The sequence below is a fragment of the Thalassospira sp. CA1 genome, assembly GCF_059052855.1.
Genome location: NZ_JBZCIA010000011.1, coordinates 41,035 through 57,234, shown reverse-complemented (window position 1 = coordinate 57,234; position 16,200 = coordinate 41,035). Strand labels below are relative to the sequence as shown.

Genomic DNA, 16,200 nt, shown 5'->3' with positions numbered 1-16,200 from the left:
CAAAGAAGATCAGTCAGGCTTTCGGGCAATCACCATGTAATTCACATCAAGATCACGCGGGGCGGGCGACCATGTGTCGTTGAACGGGTTGTAAGCCACCCCGGTGATATCTTGAAGGTCCAGACCGGCACCACGCAGATAGCCCGACATTTCAGATGGTTTGACAAATTTGCGCCAGTCATGGGTACCCGCAGGCAGCCAGCGCAGAACGTATTCCGCGCCGATCTTGGCCAGTGCCAGTGACTTGATCGTGCGGTTCAGTGTCGCGACAAACATCAAGCCACCCGGTTTGAGCACCGATGCACAGGCCTGCATGAAGAATTGCGGGTCATCGACATGTTCGATGACTTCCATGTTCAGCACGATATCAAACTGCTTGCCCTCATCGGCCAGCATTTCCGGCGTTGCGCAGCGATAGTCGATTTCAAGGCCGGATTGCGCCGCATGGATTTTGGCGACTTCGATATTGCTTTCAGACGCGTCGATCGAGGTCATCTTTGCGCCCATGCGCGCAAGCGGCTCGGACAGCAAACCAGCCCCGCAGCCGATATCGATGATTTCGATGCCTTTAAGCGGCTCAATTGTTTCCGGATCGCGGCCAAGATGCGCACAGATATTATCGCGCAGGATCTGCAGGCGCACCGGATTGAATTTGTGCAGCGGCTTCATCACACCATTTGGATCCCACCATTTTTCAGACATCGCAGAAAAACGTGCGATTTCATCGGCATTGGCAGTGCGGCTGGTGGGGGCGGATGCGTCCGACATGGTGTGGCTCCGAAGGCGTAAAACAACGTTGCTGTATGACGCCCTGTTTACGCGTGCGCGCACGGCAAGGCAATACTCACCTGTCAAATGACGGTGCGATGGCGGCGATCTGGCAGAAATTCAAAGCAAGGCAGCCATGTTCAGATGATGCATATCATCAGGGTTATTGGGTAATTTTCGCATGATATGCGATGCAATTTGCCGCATTCGGACGGTTTGGGACATTTTCAGGTCAAAAAAATTGCTCTCACGCAATTTATCGGCATCCTTGACGCTTGTTTCGCGGGGATTATGGCAGTATTGATTACGCCGCTTGGATCAGGGGAAGCGCCGCAAATTCGGCATGCTCACCTGGGCCGGGACCGGATCACATGCCGTCACGTTCGGACAGCCGATGGACGGCGAGCATAGCGGGGATACTTCATGGCCCGTATTGTCATGAAATTTGGCGGCACTTCGGTCGCCGATGTTGAGAAAATCAAGAATGTCGCGCGCCGGGTGAAATCCGAGGTCGATGCCGGCAATCAGGTTGCTGTTGTCGTGTCCGCGATGTCGGGCAAGACCAACGAACTGGTTGGCTGGGCGCAGGAAGTTTCGCCGATGTATGATGCACGTGAATATGACGTGATCGTATCGTCGGGCGAACAGGTGACTGTCGGTTTGCTGGCGATGGCGCTGCAAAGCATGGATGTGCCTGCTCGTTCCTGGCTTGGCTGGCAGATCCCGATCAAGACCGACGGTGCACATGCCAAGGCCCGCATCAAGGAAATCGACACCACCGAGCTTGATAAGCGCATGAATGGCGGCGAAGTCGTTTGCGTGGCCGGTTTCCAGGGGATCGCACCCGATAACCGCATCACCACCCTTGGGCGTGGTGGATCGGATACGTCGGCGGTCGCCCTTGCCGCGGCACTTAACGCAGATCGTTGCGACATCTATACCGATGTCGACGGTGTTTACACCACCGATCCGCGCATTGTGCCCAAGGCGCGCAAGATCGAAAAGATTACTTACGAAGAAATGCTGGAACTCGCATCCCTTGGTGCAAAGGTTCTGCAAACCCGTTCTGTCGAGATGGCAATGAACCATCGCGTCCGGGTGCAGGTCCGTTCTACCTTTAGTGATGCAGAAGGAACACTTGTTGTAGACGAGGACGAGATCGTGGAACAGGAAGTCGTCAGCGGAATTGCCTATAGCCGTGATGAAGCCAAGATCACCTTGGTGAAAGTTGCGGACAAGCCGGGTATTGCCGCTTCAATCTTCAGCCCGCTGGCTGATGCCAATATCAATGTCGACATGATCGTGCAGAACGTCTCAGAAGACGGCAAAAGCACGGACATGACCTTTACCGTTCCGCGTGGTGAATTCCAGCGTGCGCTTCAGGTGATCGAAAAGAACAAAGACAAGATCGCCTATCAGGAACTGCTCAGCACCTCTGATGTGACCAAGGTGTCGATCATTGGTGTGGGTATGCGTTCCCATGTCGGTGTCGCGCGCAAGATGTTTGAAACCCTTGCGGAAAAAGGCATCAACATTCAGGTCATCTCGACCTCGGAAATCAAGGTCAGTGTTCTGATCGCCGAGGAATATACCGAACTTGCCGTTCGTGCGTTGCACACGGCATACGGTCTGGATGCCGAGTAAGTTCAACAGTTTGGCGATTAAGCCGCTGTTAAATTACCTGTAATAATACATACTAGCTGGAGCAGTGTGTTTCAGCCTTTGTAATGAAATGGCAGGAGACCACTGGTCTCCTGCGTTTCTGCTTTGGGGTACAGAGAATATGAGTGATCCGAAAATTGACGCCGCACGGGCGCGCCTGGAAAACCTGTGGGCATCGGGCAAGGAATTCCTTGGCACCGACTACGCCATTATGGCCGGCGCCATGTCCTGGGTTTCAGAGCGTCACCTTGTTTCGGCGGTCTCCAATGCGGGTGGTTTTGGTGTGATTGCCTGCGGGTCGATGACCCCGGATCTGTTGTCGGCTGAAATCGCCGCCACCAAGGAAATGACCAATAAGCCGTTTGGCGTTAACCTGATCACCATGCACCCGCAGCTCAATGAACTGATCGAAGTGTGCCGTGAACACAGTGTTGGTCATGTGGTTCTGGCCGGCGGCCTGCCGTCATCAAACTCGATCAAGCAGGCCAAGGAATTTGCCAAGGTCATCTGCTTTGCCCCGGCACTGGTTCTGGCCAAGAAACTGATCCGCTCGGGTGCTGATGCGCTGGTGATCGAGGGCAGCGAAGCGGGTGGCCATGTCGGCCCGGTATCGCTGACGGTTCTGGCACAGGAAATCCTGCCGGAAGTTTCCGACATTCCGGTTTTCTGCGCCGGGGGGATTGGTCGCGGTGAAGCGATTACCGGTTTGCTTGAGCAAGGGGCATCGGGTGTTCAGATCGGCACGCGCCTTGTATGTGCAGAGGAATGCATTGCGCACCCTGACTTCAAAAAGGCCTTTATCCGTGCAAGTGCGCGCGACGCGGTAACCACCGTGCAGCTTGATGACCGTTTCCCGGTCATTCCGGTACGCGCGCTGGCCAACAAGGGCACCGAAGAATTCCGCAATACCCAGCGTGCCGTGATTGAAAAGTTCCGCGCAGGCGAACTTGACCAAGGCGCTGCACAGCTTGAAATTGAACATTTCTGGGCGGGTGCCCTGCGCCGTGCCGTGATCGATGGTGACGTCGAAAGCGGATCGGTTATGGCAGGACAGTCGGTTGGTATGGTAAAGAAAGAACAACCGGTTTCCGAAATCCTCGAAGAGTTGGTCGAACAGGCCGTTCAATCCCTGGTTAAGAGAGACAGCTAAGTCAAATGAGCATTCCGTCCGCCGCAGTCACAGGTCCGCGACGCCTTCTAAAGCGTGTGCGCGACGTCATGGCTGGACCGGGGACTGCTGAAGAACGCCTCGGACAGATCGTGACCATCATTGCTGCTGATATGGTGGCAGAGGTGTGCTCGGTCTATGTGATGCGTGCGGGCGAAGTGCTGGAATTGTTTGCGACCTGTGGTCTGTCCAAGGAAGCGGTTCACTTGACCCGCCTTCGCGTGGGCGAGGGGATTGTCGGTTTTGTCGCCGCACATGCGCGTCCGCTTAACCTCAAGGACGCGCAAGGCCATCCGAACTTTGCCTATCGTCCGGAAACCGGCGAGGAAATCTATCATTCGATGATCGGTGTGCCGATCCTGCGGGGTGGCCGCATCATCGGCGTGCTTGCCGTGCAGAACCGGACAGAGCGGCTTTATTCCGAGGACGAACAGGAAGCCCTTGAAAACGTCGCCATGGTGCTGGCCGAAATGGTCGCCGGTGGCGAACTTGTCAGCCGTGAGGAATTGATCCCGGCGGACGGTATTGCGTTGTTGCCGCTGCGTCTGGGCGGGGCGCGTCTGGCACCGGGGATTGGCAAGGGCATTGCCGTTTTGCACGAACCGCGCATCGTCATTGACCGCATGGTTTCTGATGACCCGGAAGAAGAACTAACGCGCCTGCGCGAAGCCATGCATGGTCTTCAGAACCATCTTGATAAGATGCTGGAAGCTGTTTCGGGCATCAACGGCATGGATGAAGGCGATGACCCGGGCGATATCCTTGAAGCCTATCGGATGATTGCCCAGGATACCGGCTGGCTGAACCGTATCACCGAAGCCGTCCATACCGGCCTGACGGCCGAGGCCGCGGTTCAGAAGGTGCATGACGATACCCGTGCGCGCATGGCGCAGGTCACCGACCCCTATTTGCGCGAACGGTTGCACGATCTTGAAGATCTGGCCAACCGGCTGTTGCAACATCTTTCGGGGCAGTATCAATCCCCGGCCTTTGGCGATCTGCCCGATGATATCATTCTGGTGGCGCGCAATATCGGCCCGGCAGAACTTCTTGATTATGATCATACCCGTCTGCGTGGTCTTGCCCTTGAAGAAGGCTCGCACACCTCGCACGTTGCAATCGTTGCGCGCGCACTTGATATCCCGGTGCTGGGCGGCGTTAAGGGTGTGCTTGATAAGGTCGAGGCCGGTGATCCGCTGATTGTCGATTCAGACAACAGCCAGCTTTTCGTTCGGCCAAGCGAAGACGTCCGTGCGGTGATTGACGGCGCGTTGCGCGCCCGGGCAGAACGAAAAGCGCTTTACGCCCAGATGCGTGATCTTCCGGCCGAAACGACCGACGGGGCGGAGATTTCACTTAACGTCAATGCCGGGCTTCTGATTGATGTCCCGCATGTGATTGAAAGCGGGGCGGACGGGATTGGCCTCTATCGGACGGAAATTCCGTTCATGGTGCGATCCGCCATGCCCGACATTACCGATCAGACCCGGCTTTATGATCGTATTTTCGAACAGGCTGAAGGCCGGCCAGTGGTTTTCAGGACTCTTGATGTGGGCGGTGACAAATTGCTGCCCTATTGGGAGGATATGACAGAAGAGAATCCGGCGATGGGTTGGCGATCGATCCGGATCACACTGGATCGTCCGGCGGTGCTTGTGCATCAGTTGCGCGCACTGATCCGGGCCGGGCATGACCGCGACCTTTATGTCATGTTCCCGATGATCGCCGAAGTTGCTGAATTTGATCAGGCAAAGGCGGTTCTTGACGAGCAGCTCAAACGTGAAGCCGTACGCGGATTTATCCCGCGCAAGGTCGAAGTCGGAGCCATGCTTGAAGTTCCCGCCCTGATCTGGCAGGCTCCGGCCTTGCTGCAACGGGTTGATTTCCTCTCGGTTGGGACGAATGATCTGTTGCAGTTCATGTTTGCTGCTGACCGCGGCAATCCGAGGATCGAGGGTCGGTATGACACGCTGTCGCCAAGTGTGTTCGCGTTCATGCGCCAGTTGGTGACATTGTGCGATCAAAAGGACGTTCGCCTGACCATCTGTGGTGAAATGGCGGGACGTCCGCTTGAGGCGATGGCCCTTATCGGTTTGGGAATTAAACGCTTGTCGATGGCGCCTGCCTCTGTTGGTCCGGTCAAGGAAATGGTCAGAAGCATGTGTAAGTCTGAAGTCGAGAGTTATATTCTGACGATAATGGATAATCCGACCAGATCATTGCGTTCGCGTCTTAAGGCTTTCGCAATAGATCACGGTGTAAAACTTTAAAAACAATCGCTTTTGGTGGGGATATCTGCTAGTTTTATTGCTAGATCGTAACGTGGGGGTGCGCAGTTGGCGATCAAAAAGCGAAAGGAAGATCATTTGGATGACGAAACCCGAGAACGCCTTCGTTTCAGGCCTTTGTCCGGGGATTCGTCTGCAAATGACAGTGTGATGGACGAACATAAAGACCAGATCGGTGGTTATACCGAGGTCGGGAGCCTTTTGAAGGCGGCCCGCGTTGGTTTGGGGCAAACAGTCGAAGACGTTTGCCGCATGCTTCGTATTCGCAAAATTTACATCGAAGCCATTGAAAGCAGCGACTATGCGGCATTGCCGAATGGTCCGTATGGCCTTGGCTTCGTAAAGGCATACGCCGAACATCTTGGACTGGACGGTGCAGAGATCGCACGTCGCTTCCGCGCAGAAAGCAATGCGCCGGCCGTGCGTAGTGAACTGTCCTTCCCAAAACCCGTACAGGAAAGCCGTGTACCCGGTGGGGCGGTATTGCTGATCGCGGTTATGCTTGGTCTTGGTGCTTATGGCGGATGGTACTACCTGTCGAGCCAGGGCAAAACCATTGCCGATCTGGTTGATCCATTGCCAGAGCGACTTGCAAGCTACTCGACAACGGCAAGCCAGGATTCAGCGCCGCGTAATCTTGAAAACGCCGCAGATGCACAGGCCGCCGAGGCAGAAATCACAACGCCTGCACCGGTCATTGCCGATCAGGAGGTACCAGTTGCCTCTGCACCGGAAAGTGCCGGCAACATGGAAGCACCGGTTGAAGAAACCACCGTTTCCGAGGCCCCGGTCGCAGAACCCGCATCTGAACCCGTAGCCGAAGTCGCAGAAGCAACCGAAGAACCGGCAGAAGCGCCAGTTGTTACCGAGGAAGTCGCAGAAGCCCCGGCGCAGGAAGCTGCACCCGTTGCCAACGAAGTGGTAACCACCACCGAACAGGCACCGGTTGAAGCCGAAGTCGCAGAGGCACCAGCCGCAGAAACGCCGGCTGCACCGGCAGCGGAAGTTGCATCGGTTCCCGCGGCACCCGAAGTTGACGAGGCCGGTGGCGCACGCGTATTTGGCGCGGTCAATGTTGATAGCCGTGTCACCATTTCGGCGGTGGAAACCAGCTGGGTTCGTATTCGCGAGGCAGATGGCAATGTTCTGCTGACCCGGATGCTGACAGCCGGTGATACCTATATGGTTCCGAATCGTGACGGTTTGAAACTTGAAGTCGGCAATGCCGGTGCCCTGACCTATAGCATCGATGGTTCCGAAGCCCAGCCGGTCGGGGAATACGGCGCGGTGATTTCGGACTTCTCGCTTGATGTCGGTGATCTGACCCAGGCAGAAGAACCAACCGTTCAATAGGTTTGGCCAACGCCTGCGGGCGATGAAAACAGACAAAATGCGAAAGGCGATCCGAACGGGTCGCCTTTTTCGTGACAGCTATGCGAAATCTGGCGGAAAATCTGTTAGCCAACGGTTTCTAAACCGCGTTTGATAAGCTATATACACCCCCAAGACATCTAAAACATTTTGGAACCGGAAATGAGCGTCCGCCCATATCGCGATATTGAACGCCGTCAAAGCCGCAAAATCCGTGTCGGTGACGTGGAAGTTGGCGGGGATGCACCGATCTCGGTGCAGTCGATGACCAATACCCTGACCACCGATGTGAACGCGACCGTTGCGCAGATCCATCGACTGGAAGAAGCAGGTGCGGATATCGTTCGTGTGTCCTGCCCGGATCAGGAATCAACCGCAGCTCTGAAAGACATCATCAAACAGGTGCATGTCCCGATCGTGGCGGACATCCATTTCCATTACAAACGCGCGATCGAGGCCGCCGAAGCTGGCGCCGCATGCCTTCGGATCAACCCGGGCAATATCGGGTCGACCGAGCGTGTGCGTGAAGTTGTCAAGGCCGCCAAGGATCATGGCTGTTCGATGCGTATCGGTGTGAATGCCGGGTCGCTTGAAAAGGAACTGCTGGAACGTTACGGCGAACCGTGCCCAGAGGCGATGGTCGAAAGTGCGTTGAACCACGCCAAAATCCTTGAAGATCAGGATTTCCGCGAATTCAAAATCTCGGTCAAGGCATCGGACGTATTCCTTGCTGTTGCCGCCTATTACGGCCTGGCCGAGGCATGTGACTATCCGCTGCATCTTGGCATTACCGAGGCCGGCGGTCTGCGCGGTGGTACGGTGAAATCATCGATTGGCATGGGCAACCTGCTGTGGGCCGGTATTGGTGATACCTTGCGCGTGTCGCTATCTGCCGACCCGGTTGAGGAAATCCATGTTGGTTTTGATATTCTGAAATCGCTTGGTCTGCGGACCCGTGGCGTTCAGATCATTTCCTGCCCGTCCTGCGCGCGTCAGGGCTTTAACGTGGTTGAAACCGTGGCAGAGCTTGAAAAGCGCCTTGCCCATATTTCCACCCCGATTTCGCTGTCGATCATTGGCTGTATCGTCAATGGTCCCGGCGAAGCGCGTGAAACCGATATCGGGCTTACCGGTGGCGGTGGTGGGAACCACAAGATGTATATTTCCGGCCGCCCGGATCACAATATCAGTACGGAAAAGATGGTCGACCATATCGTCGAACTGGTCGAAGAACGTGCCGCCAAGATCGAAGCCGAAGAAGCCGCCAAGAAAACCGCGGCGGAGTAGCAAAGCTTTATTGAGTACTTTTGGCTTTCCGCCACACCGGCGGAAAGCTATTTTCATGTTCGCATGTGTTTGCGCAGATTGATGTTTCGCGCAAATATCTGGAATTCAAGTTAGATCGGAGACCCAAAGTGGCATCGCTTCAACCCGTCCGTGGCACGCACGACCTTCTGCCGGAACAGAACCGTCTGCAGGATTACATCGCGAATACCGCACGCGAAATCGGCGAGTTGTATGGCTACCATCGCATGACCACGCCGATCTTCGAATTTACCGAGGTGTTTGCACGCACCCTTGGCGACACGTCCGACGTCGTGACCAAGGAAATGTACACCTTTGAGGATCGCGGCGGCGAACAGATCACGCTGCGTCCCGAAGGAACCGCGGGTATTGCGCGTGCCTATATTTCCAATGGCATGCAGCAGATGTCACCGGTCAAGGTCAGCTATTATGGCCCGATGTTCCGGTATGAACGCCCGCAGAAAGGCCGTCAGCGCCAGTTCCACCAGATCGGTGCCGAACTGCTTGGCGTCGAACAGGTCGCGGGCGATATCGAAATGATCGGCTATGGCGCGCATATCCTAAAGGCCCTTGGTCTTTGGGACAGCATCACGCTTGAGCTTAACACCCTTGGTGACCCGGAAAGCCGTGCGGCTTATCGCGATGTGCTGGTTGATTACTTCAAGGGCCATTTTGACAAGCTGTCGGAAGACAGCCGTTCGCGCCTTGAAAAGAACCCGTTGCGTATCCTTGATTCCAAGGACGAAGGCGATCGCGAACTGGTGGCCAATGCGCCGCTGTTTGCCGAATACCTTAACGAGCATTCCAAGGAATTCTTCAAGGGCCTGACCGAGGGGCTTGGCGATATCGGCATCAATTACGAGCTGAACCCGCGTTTGGTGCGTGGTCTTGATTATTACTGCCACACCTGTTTCGAGTTCACCACCAACACCCTTGGTGCGCAGGGTACTGTCATGGCCGGTGGCCGTTATGACGGGCTGATTTCGACCATGGGTGGTCCGCAGACGGCCGGGGTTGGCTGGGCCGCTGGTGTTGAGCGCCTGGCATTGATGGTGGGCGAAGCCCCGGCGGGTGCACGCCCCGTGGCGCTGATCCCGATGGGGGACGCGGCCGAGGCCAAATGTCGCACCCTTGCCCAGACCTTGCGCGAAGCGGGTGTTGCGGTCGAGCTTGGCTATTCCGGCAACATGAAAAAGCGCATGAAGCGCGCGGACAAGGCCAATGCCTGCAAGGCTGTTATCCTCGGGGATGAAGAACTTGCCAAGGGTGTGGCCCAGTTGCGCGACCTTGACAGTGGCGAGCAGCAGGAAGTGGCGCTTGATCAACTGGCTGATGTGATCGGCAAAAAGTGAGAATGGTGTGACGGACGCGATTTCGCATGAGGATGCCGGGGATTGGCCGCTGGATCGCCTGATGGTGATCGGCACCAATCATCGGCGCTCAAGCGAGGATACCCGCGACCGTCTTTTCATTGAAGAAGCCCGTCTCCCTCAGTTCTTGGCCGCCATTGAACAGGCCCGTTTGGGTCAGGCGGTTGTAGTTTCGACCTGCAATCGTACCGAAGTTCATCTTTTGGCGTCCGAGGCCGAACGCGGGCGTGAACGCCTGATTGATCTGATGTCGCTGTGGGCGGATCTGGATCGTGATCAGCTTGCGACCGAGCTTTACATCCGGTCTGGCCGGGATGCGCTTCGCCATATGTTTGCCGTTGCGGCGTCACTCGACAGTCTGGTGATCGGCGAACCCGAAGTATTTGGTCAGGTCAAGGACGCACACCGGATCGCGCGCAAGCATGATCTGGTCGGGCGCGAGTTGGAGCTGGTTTATCAGACGGCCTACGCCATTGCCAAAAAGGTCCGCAATCAGACCGGGATCGGGCAGGGGGCTGTATCAATTGCTGCCGCCGCGCAATCGGTTGCGCGCGACCTGCATGGTGACCTTGGCGACTGTACCTTGCTTCTGGCGGGGGCCGGCGACATGGGGGAACTGATCGCCGCATCGCTGGCCGAACGGGGTATCGGACGCATTCTGGTGACGGATCGGCTGGCAGCCCGTGCGCGTCTGGTGGCGCGCAGGCTGGATTGCCACTGGTCGGAAATCGATGATCTGGATCGGCTTTTGGCCGAGGCGGACCTCGTTCTGACCGCAGGCGGATCGCGGCGTTACATGATCGACAAGGATCGTGCGATGGCGGCGGTCAAACGTCGCCGGTTCCGCCCGGTTCTGATGATTGATACGGCCGTGCCGGGGGATATTGATCCGCAGGTCGACGAGATTGACGAGGTTTTCTTTTACCGGATCGAGGATCTGGAAAAGATCGCCGCCGAAGGGCGCGGCGGCCGTGAAGAAAAGGCGGATCAAGCCTGGGCATTGATCGAAGCGGAAATTGATAATTTTGTCCGTGACCGTGCCCAGCGCGCAGCCGTGCCAGCAATCGCCGATCTGCGCAAACGGTTTGAAGCGGTACGCGCAGATGCGCTGGCCGAAAGTCATGGGGATGCGGAAAAGGCGACAAGGCTTTTGATCAATCGCCTTTTGCATACGCCGACACAGGCATTGAAAGATTTGGCGACGACAACAGACGGTGCGGGCACCGTGGAATGGGTCAAGGCCCAGAAACTGTTGTCGCGCCTGTTTGAACTTGAAGACAAGCCGCTTGGCCGCGATGACGTGCCAAGCGACCCTGAACAGGAGAATAAAGAGTGAGTTTGGACCTTGGGAAACTCGAAGGCGTTACACGCCGGTTCGACGAACTCAATTCGCTTCTCTCAAGCGGAGAGCTTGATGGGGATGGCTTTTCAAAGCTGTCGCGCGAACATGCAGAATTGGCCCCGGTGGTCGAAGCGATCGAAGCGTATAAAAAGCTTCTGAACGATCTGGAAGAAGCCGAGGAAATCCTGGCCGATCCGGCAAGCGATCGCGATATGCGCGAAATGGCCGAAGCCGAAAAATACGACATTCAGGATAAGCTGCCCGAGGCAGAGCGTCAGATGAAACTGATGCTGATCCCGAAAGATACGGCTGACACCAAGAACGCCATCCTTGAAATTCGCGCCGGTACTGGCGGGGAAGAAGCCGCCCTGTTTGCCGCCGATTTGTATCGCATGTATCAGCGTTACGCCGAAGGCCGCGGCTGGAAATTCGAACAGATGGACGCCAGCGAAAACGACCTTGGCGGTTTCAAGGAAGTCATCGTCAACGTATCGGGGACGGATGTGTTTGCCCGCCTGAAATTTGAAAGTGGCGTGCATCGTGTTCAACGTGTGCCGGTGACCGAAGGTGGCGGGCGTATTCATACATCGGCCGCGACCGTGGCTGTGCTGCCAGAGGCCGAAGAAGTCGATATCAAGATTGATCCCAAGGATCTGCGTATTGATACCTATCGTTCACAGGGTGCGGGTGGTCAGCACGTCAACACCACCGATAGTGCGGTGCGCATTACCCATATTCCGACCGGTGTGGTTGCCGCCAGTCAGGAAGCAAAGTCGCAGCACAAGAACAAAGAAAAAGCCATGAAGATGCTGATGTCGCGTCTTTATGATCAGGAACGCGAAAGTAAGGACAGCGAACGCGCGGCTGACCGTAAATCACAGGTCGGATCAGGCGACCGTTCGGAGCGCATTCGTACCTATAACTTCCCGCAAGGGCGCGTGTCCGATCATCGCATTAACCTCACACTTTATCGCCTGGATGATTTCATTGCCGGCGGCCCGGCAGTTGATGAAATGATTGATGCCCTGATCGCCGAAGAGCAGGCCCAGAAGCTTGCCGAAATTGAAAGTTGATCATGCCTTCTGACACCTCATCGACCCTTGGCAGCCTGATGGCTGAGGCCGTCGCGGCCTTAACCGATGCCGGTATTGAAAACGCGCGGATGGATGCGCGTATTCTTTTGGCACGGGCCGCGGGTGTTGATGGGGGCCGGATCAGTGCATGGCCCGAAGACATTGTACCTGATGACAAGGTGGAAACTTTTCGGGCGATGATTGCGCGCCGCGTCGGGCATGAACCGGTTGGTCGTATCTTGGGCGAACGTGATTTCTGGCGCCATACTTTCAAGCTGTCATCCGAAACGCTTGAGCCCCGCCCGGACAGTGAAACACTTGTCGAATGGGCGATTGATTTCCTTGAGGACGCAGATGCGCCGCGCATTGTTGATTTCGGCACCGGGACGGGGTGTTTGTTGTTGTCCGCGATTGGCGATCTGCCAGGCGCGACGGGTATCGGACTTGATCTAAGCGCTGGTGCCGTGGCCTGTGCACGTGAAAATGCCAAGCTGCTTGAGCTTGATGATAGCGTCGAGTTTCGCGTCTCGGATTGGGACAGTGCCCTTGATGACAAAGACCGGGAAGAGGGATTTGACCTTGTGATGTCAAACCCGCCCTACATCACCTCCGACGAGATGACGACCCTGTCGCCGGAGGTGCAAAAGTTTGATCCCCGTCTTGCCCTGACAGATGAGGGGGATGGCTTGGCGGCCTATCGTGTTTTGTCGCGTGTTGCGTTTGATCTGGCAAAGCCCGGCGGTTTCGTCATCTTTGAAATCGGTCGCGGGCAGGAAAACGATGTCGGACAGATGCTGGTTGAGGCCGGTTTTGTCGGGGTGGAGTATCGCGAAGACCTTGGCGGAATTGTCCGCTGCGTTGCGGCAAAGAAAACCCGTTGTTCCGTCGGACGTTGCGTAATCTGATATTTCCGCACCTGTGATGTAAAAAAAGCGCAGGCGAGTGAAAAAAACAGTTGGAATAACCCGTCAAGCCATATAGGTTGAATCGAACGGGCCGGGTGCCCAACGCGCTTATGAAAGCGCCGTGTTCCCCTGTAAACAGTCGACAATCTCCGTTCCTTTCAAGGTTCCCGGCAGGTTTGTAAAAATAATGCCGTGATCGGCGCTGTTTAGCGGGAAATATGTTTTTCAGACGGAGTGGTTCCGGAGCCGATGATGCTACCGGATTGTCCTTCAACACCAAAGTCATGTTGATATGAGAAATAACAATAAACGTCCGCGCGGACGGCAACAGTCGAATAAACGTCCAGTAAATCCAAAATTTCAGAATTTTGACAGTAATGGACCGGACGGCCGCGTACGCGGTAACGCCCAACAGGTCTATGAAAAATACATTTCCCTTGCGAAGGATTGCACCGACGATCCGGTTCTTGCGGAAAACTTCTATCAGCACGCGGAACATTACCACCGCATCCTTCAGGCTGCCCAGGAATGGGAAAACCAGCGCCGTGAGGAACGTGGTGGTGACAACAATCGTCAGCGCAACAATCGTGGCCGTGACGACCGCAATGATGGCCAGTCAAATCAGAACGATGATCAACAGGGTGACGCCAACGAAAACGCAGAAAATGCGTCAAACAATGGCGACGACAACACCCCGGTAGAGGCAGAAAATACTTCTGCTGAAACATCGGATGATGATGGTGGCCGTCCGAAACGCGCCCCGCGTGCGCGTCGTTCGGATGCACGTGGTCCGGGCCGTGGTCGCCCGCGGAAATCAGATGATGACGCCAGCGCAGAGGAAAGCGCACCGGCAGAAGCATCTGGTGATGATGCACCGGCAAGTGCCGATAGAACCGACACTGCCGAGCAGGGCGAAGACGGTGAGAAAAAACCGCGCCGTGCCGCAAGCGGTACCGCACGTACCCGTGGTCGCCATCCGACCGCCCGCCGCGGTCGTAGCCGCGCAGCTGGTCGCGATGAAGAAGAAGGTGCCACCTCTGATGAAGGATCCGAGCCGGTTTCGGCCTGATCTGACCCGAGGCGGTCTTTCAACATGACAAACACCCCTGCAAGCACATCGCTTGCAGGGGTGTTGTCGTTTGTACCATGTGTAAAACCGCGCATTCCCCCAAAGACTCAGTGCTTTAAGGGGCGTAAAACTGTATAAGCATATAATTGAACATCCCGTGCAACCTTCGATTATTTTTCGCGCGGGTGCAGGGACAAATCATCAATAAAACCGTGGAAGCAAGATCGGGATAAAAGAACCGGCATCTTTTCACGGTGCAGGCGCATTCGTGGGGAGTGATAGATGGGGACTGGCTTATTTCGGGTCGTCATGGTTTTGCTGTGGGCTCTTGGCGGTATGGTTATCGCCCTTGGGCTGTTTAATGGTGATTACGAGTTGGCCCTTTTGGGGGCTGTCTGTTTCATCGTCCCGATGTTCATTCCGCTGGTTGTCATCATCCTGAACCGAATGAAGCCATCATCATCGTCCAAATCGCAAAAGAAGAAACTGGGCGGAAAAGGGTCTGGTGGTCGTGGCGAGGGTGCGTGGGCCACTGTTGAAGACCTTAATGGTCGCAAGCTGCTTGAAAGCAATCCGTCCTTCGTTCTGGGGCGTTGGGGGGATGACAAGCGCCTGATCGGGGCCAAGGGCCTTAAGCGGGTGATTACCTTTTCAACCAAACCCGAAGAGTTTTATCGCGCCTCGGCAGAGCCAAACGCGCTTTTGCATACCGGCAATCTGTTTGTTTATGAGCGCCATGGCAGCATCTTTCGCGCCATTCATGATCGCCGCACCAAGCTTGGACAAAGACTGATTGTCATTGATCCGCACAAACAAACCGGCGTCGAAACCCAGCAGTTCAACCCGTTCGATTTCATCCGCCAGCAGGGGGAAGGAATGATCACCGATACCGGCTTTATCGCCGATACGCTTTTGGCGCCGGTATTTGTCAAGGAACTCGACGAACAGGAAGTCCGTATTGCACGGACGTTGTTGCAGGGCTTTATCGTTTACACGATCCAGCGCAGCGCCAAGGAAGACCGCAACCTTGCCGAGGTACGTCGCAACCTGATCATGCCATCGCACCGGTTCTACAAAACCCTTGAAGAACTGATGGGGATTGAGTCTGCGGATGGCCGCATATCCGAAGTCGCGCTGAATATCCTTGATATGACCGAAGATCAGCGGATGAAGATTATCGAAGCCTGCCGTGCCGCCACCGAAGAATTCGACAATCCGCAAATCGCACGTCTGGTCAGCAAAAGCAGCTTCACACTTGAAGACATCACCAGTGGCCCGGTTTCGATCTTTATCGTTGGTCAGCTTGGCGGTGATAACCCGGAAGTTCAGCCATCCTTTAGCCGCGTGATGCTGACAGGCATGATGAACCTGCTTAATCAGCGTGGCTGGAAGTCGGGCGATCCGGAATTCCTGGTCTTGTTGGATGGGATCGAAAATGTTGGCCGGATGCCGTTGTTCGAGCGGCTTCTGGGCGGCGGATATGGCGAGGGGATGATCGTCTGGCCGGGGTTCTCTGGTGTCAGCGGCCTGATGGATGTCTGCCTGAACTGGGAAAATGTCGTCGGCCGGGTGGACGCTATTTCGGTTCTGAGCCAGGAAGGGGCGTTTAACCTGGACTGGGTTTCGGGCCTGACAGCAATGTCGAAATTTGATGACACCGGTGGTGGCAAGGATACCAGCCGCCCGGTGCATTTACGGTCTCAGGATAATCAACCCATCCTGCGATCCGCCGAAGTGGCGCGCTTCCCCAAGGAAGAACAGATATTGTTCCGCAAGGGATGCCCGCCCATTCGTGCGCACCGCATTGATTGGTATCACGATGAGATGTTCAAGGGCATCGCCGTACACGCCCCGACATTCAATTCTGGCAACTGATAAC

12 protein-coding genes are annotated in these 16,200 nt (G+C 55.8%); 11 read left to right on the top strand and 1 reads right to left on the bottom strand.

Annotated features, from left to right (window positions below; genetic code table 11):
• Window positions 1–9: 9 nt before the first annotated feature.
• The gene (gene ubiG / locus AC5Q5A_RS16860) at window positions 10–768 is read right to left on the bottom strand and encodes a bifunctional 2-polyprenyl-6-hydroxyphenol methylase/3-demethylubiquinol 3-O-methyltransferase UbiG (RefSeq protein WP_197145499.1); all 759 of its coding nucleotides are present in this window, start codon (window positions 766–768) and stop codon (window positions 10–12) included.
• A gap of 423 nt (window positions 769–1,191) precedes the next feature.
• Between ubiG and AC5Q5A_RS16855 the strand changes: the two genes are divergently transcribed.
• The 11 genes from AC5Q5A_RS16855 to AC5Q5A_RS16805 all read left to right on the top strand — a co-directional run bounded on the left by AC5Q5A_RS16855 (window position 1,192) and on the right by AC5Q5A_RS16805 (window position 16,196).
• A complete protein-coding gene (locus AC5Q5A_RS16855) occupies window positions 1,192–2,412 on the top strand; it encodes an aspartate kinase (RefSeq protein WP_008891699.1) in 1,221 nt (406 codons plus the stop codon).
• 139 nt (window positions 2,413–2,551) lie between these two features.
• The gene (locus tag AC5Q5A_RS16850; RefSeq protein WP_197145498.1) at window positions 2,552–3,580 is read left to right on the top strand and encodes an NAD(P)H-dependent flavin oxidoreductase; all 1,029 of its coding nucleotides are present in this window, start codon (window positions 2,552–2,554) and stop codon (window positions 3,578–3,580) included.
• Window positions 3,581–3,585: 5 nt separating this feature from the next.
• The gene (ptsP, locus tag AC5Q5A_RS16845; RefSeq protein ID WP_008891697.1) at window positions 3,586–5,868 is read left to right on the top strand and encodes a phosphoenolpyruvate--protein phosphotransferase; all 2,283 of its coding nucleotides are present in this window, start codon (window positions 3,586–3,588) and stop codon (window positions 5,866–5,868) included.
• A 168-nt stretch (window positions 5,869–6,036) separates the two neighbouring features.
• Window positions 6,037–7,239, top strand: a complete 1,203-nt coding sequence (locus tag AC5Q5A_RS16840; RefSeq protein WP_493895972.1) for a helix-turn-helix domain-containing protein — start codon at window positions 6,037–6,039, stop codon at window positions 7,237–7,239.
• 180 nt (window positions 7,240–7,419) lie between these two features.
• Window positions 7,420–8,544: a flavodoxin-dependent (E)-4-hydroxy-3-methylbut-2-enyl-diphosphate synthase gene (ispG, locus tag AC5Q5A_RS16835; protein ID WP_120224587.1), complete on the top strand. Its 1,125-nt coding sequence runs from the start codon at window positions 7,420–7,422 to the stop codon at window positions 8,542–8,544.
• Between the two features lie 128 nt (window positions 8,545–8,672).
• Window positions 8,673–9,914, top strand: a complete 1,242-nt coding sequence (hisS, locus tag AC5Q5A_RS16830) for a histidine--tRNA ligase (protein ID WP_493895971.1) — start codon at window positions 8,673–8,675, stop codon at window positions 9,912–9,914.
• A 7-nt stretch (window positions 9,915–9,921) separates the two neighbouring features.
• Complete coding sequence (gene hemA / locus AC5Q5A_RS16825; protein ID WP_008891693.1) at window positions 9,922–11,268, top strand: glutamyl-tRNA reductase; 1,347 nt, start codon at window positions 9,922–9,924, stop codon at window positions 11,266–11,268.
• Window positions 11,265–12,347 carry a peptide chain release factor 1 gene (gene prfA, locus AC5Q5A_RS16820; protein WP_296992251.1) on the top strand — a complete coding sequence of 361 codons (1,083 nt, stop codon included), beginning with the start codon at window positions 11,265–11,267 and terminating at the stop codon, window positions 12,345–12,347. The genes hemA and prfA overlap by 4 nt, the downstream gene beginning before the upstream one ends.
• Window positions 12,348–12,349: 2 nt before the next feature.
• Window positions 12,350–13,252, top strand: coding sequence for a peptide chain release factor N(5)-glutamine methyltransferase (gene prmC / locus AC5Q5A_RS16815; protein ID WP_493895970.1), 903 nt, complete (start codon window positions 12,350–12,352; stop codon window positions 13,250–13,252).
• 292 nt (window positions 13,253–13,544) lie between these two features.
• Window positions 13,545–14,321 carry a DUF4167 domain-containing protein gene (locus AC5Q5A_RS16810; RefSeq protein WP_493895969.1) on the top strand — a complete coding sequence of 259 codons (777 nt, stop codon included), beginning with the start codon at window positions 13,545–13,547 and terminating at the stop codon, window positions 14,319–14,321.
• Between the two features lie 282 nt (window positions 14,322–14,603).
• A complete protein-coding gene (locus AC5Q5A_RS16805; RefSeq protein WP_493895968.1) occupies window positions 14,604–16,196 on the top strand; it encodes a type IV secretory system conjugative DNA transfer family protein in 1,593 nt (530 codons plus the stop codon).
• The last annotated feature ends 4 nt before the right edge of the window (window positions 16,197–16,200 follow it).

Bases quoted from the DNA above. Each gene is read 5' to 3' on its own strand.
- ubiG (WP_197145499.1), bottom strand. From the start codon at position 768: ATGTCGGACGCATCCGCCCCCACCAGCCGCACTGCCAATGCCGATGAA.
- AC5Q5A_RS16855 (WP_008891699.1), top strand. From the start codon at position 1,192: ATGGCCCGTATTGTCATGAAATTTGGCGGCACTTCGGTCGCCGATGTT.
- AC5Q5A_RS16850 (WP_197145498.1), top strand. From the start codon at position 2,552: ATGAGTGATCCGAAAATTGACGCCGCACGGGCGCGCCTGGAAAACCTG.
- ptsP (WP_008891697.1), top strand. From the start codon at position 3,586: ATGAGCATTCCGTCCGCCGCAGTCACAGGTCCGCGACGCCTTCTAAAG.
- AC5Q5A_RS16840 (WP_493895972.1), top strand. From the start codon at position 6,037: ATGGACGAACATAAAGACCAGATCGGTGGTTATACCGAGGTCGGGAGC.
- ispG (WP_120224587.1), top strand. From the start codon at position 7,420: ATGAGCGTCCGCCCATATCGCGATATTGAACGCCGTCAAAGCCGCAAA.
- prmC (WP_493895970.1), top strand. From the start codon at position 12,350: ATGCCTTCTGACACCTCATCGACCCTTGGCAGCCTGATGGCTGAGGCC.
- AC5Q5A_RS16810 (WP_493895969.1), top strand. From the start codon at position 13,545: ATGAGAAATAACAATAAACGTCCGCGCGGACGGCAACAGTCGAATAAA.
- AC5Q5A_RS16805 (WP_493895968.1), top strand. From the start codon at position 14,604: ATGGGGACTGGCTTATTTCGGGTCGTCATGGTTTTGCTGTGGGCTCTT.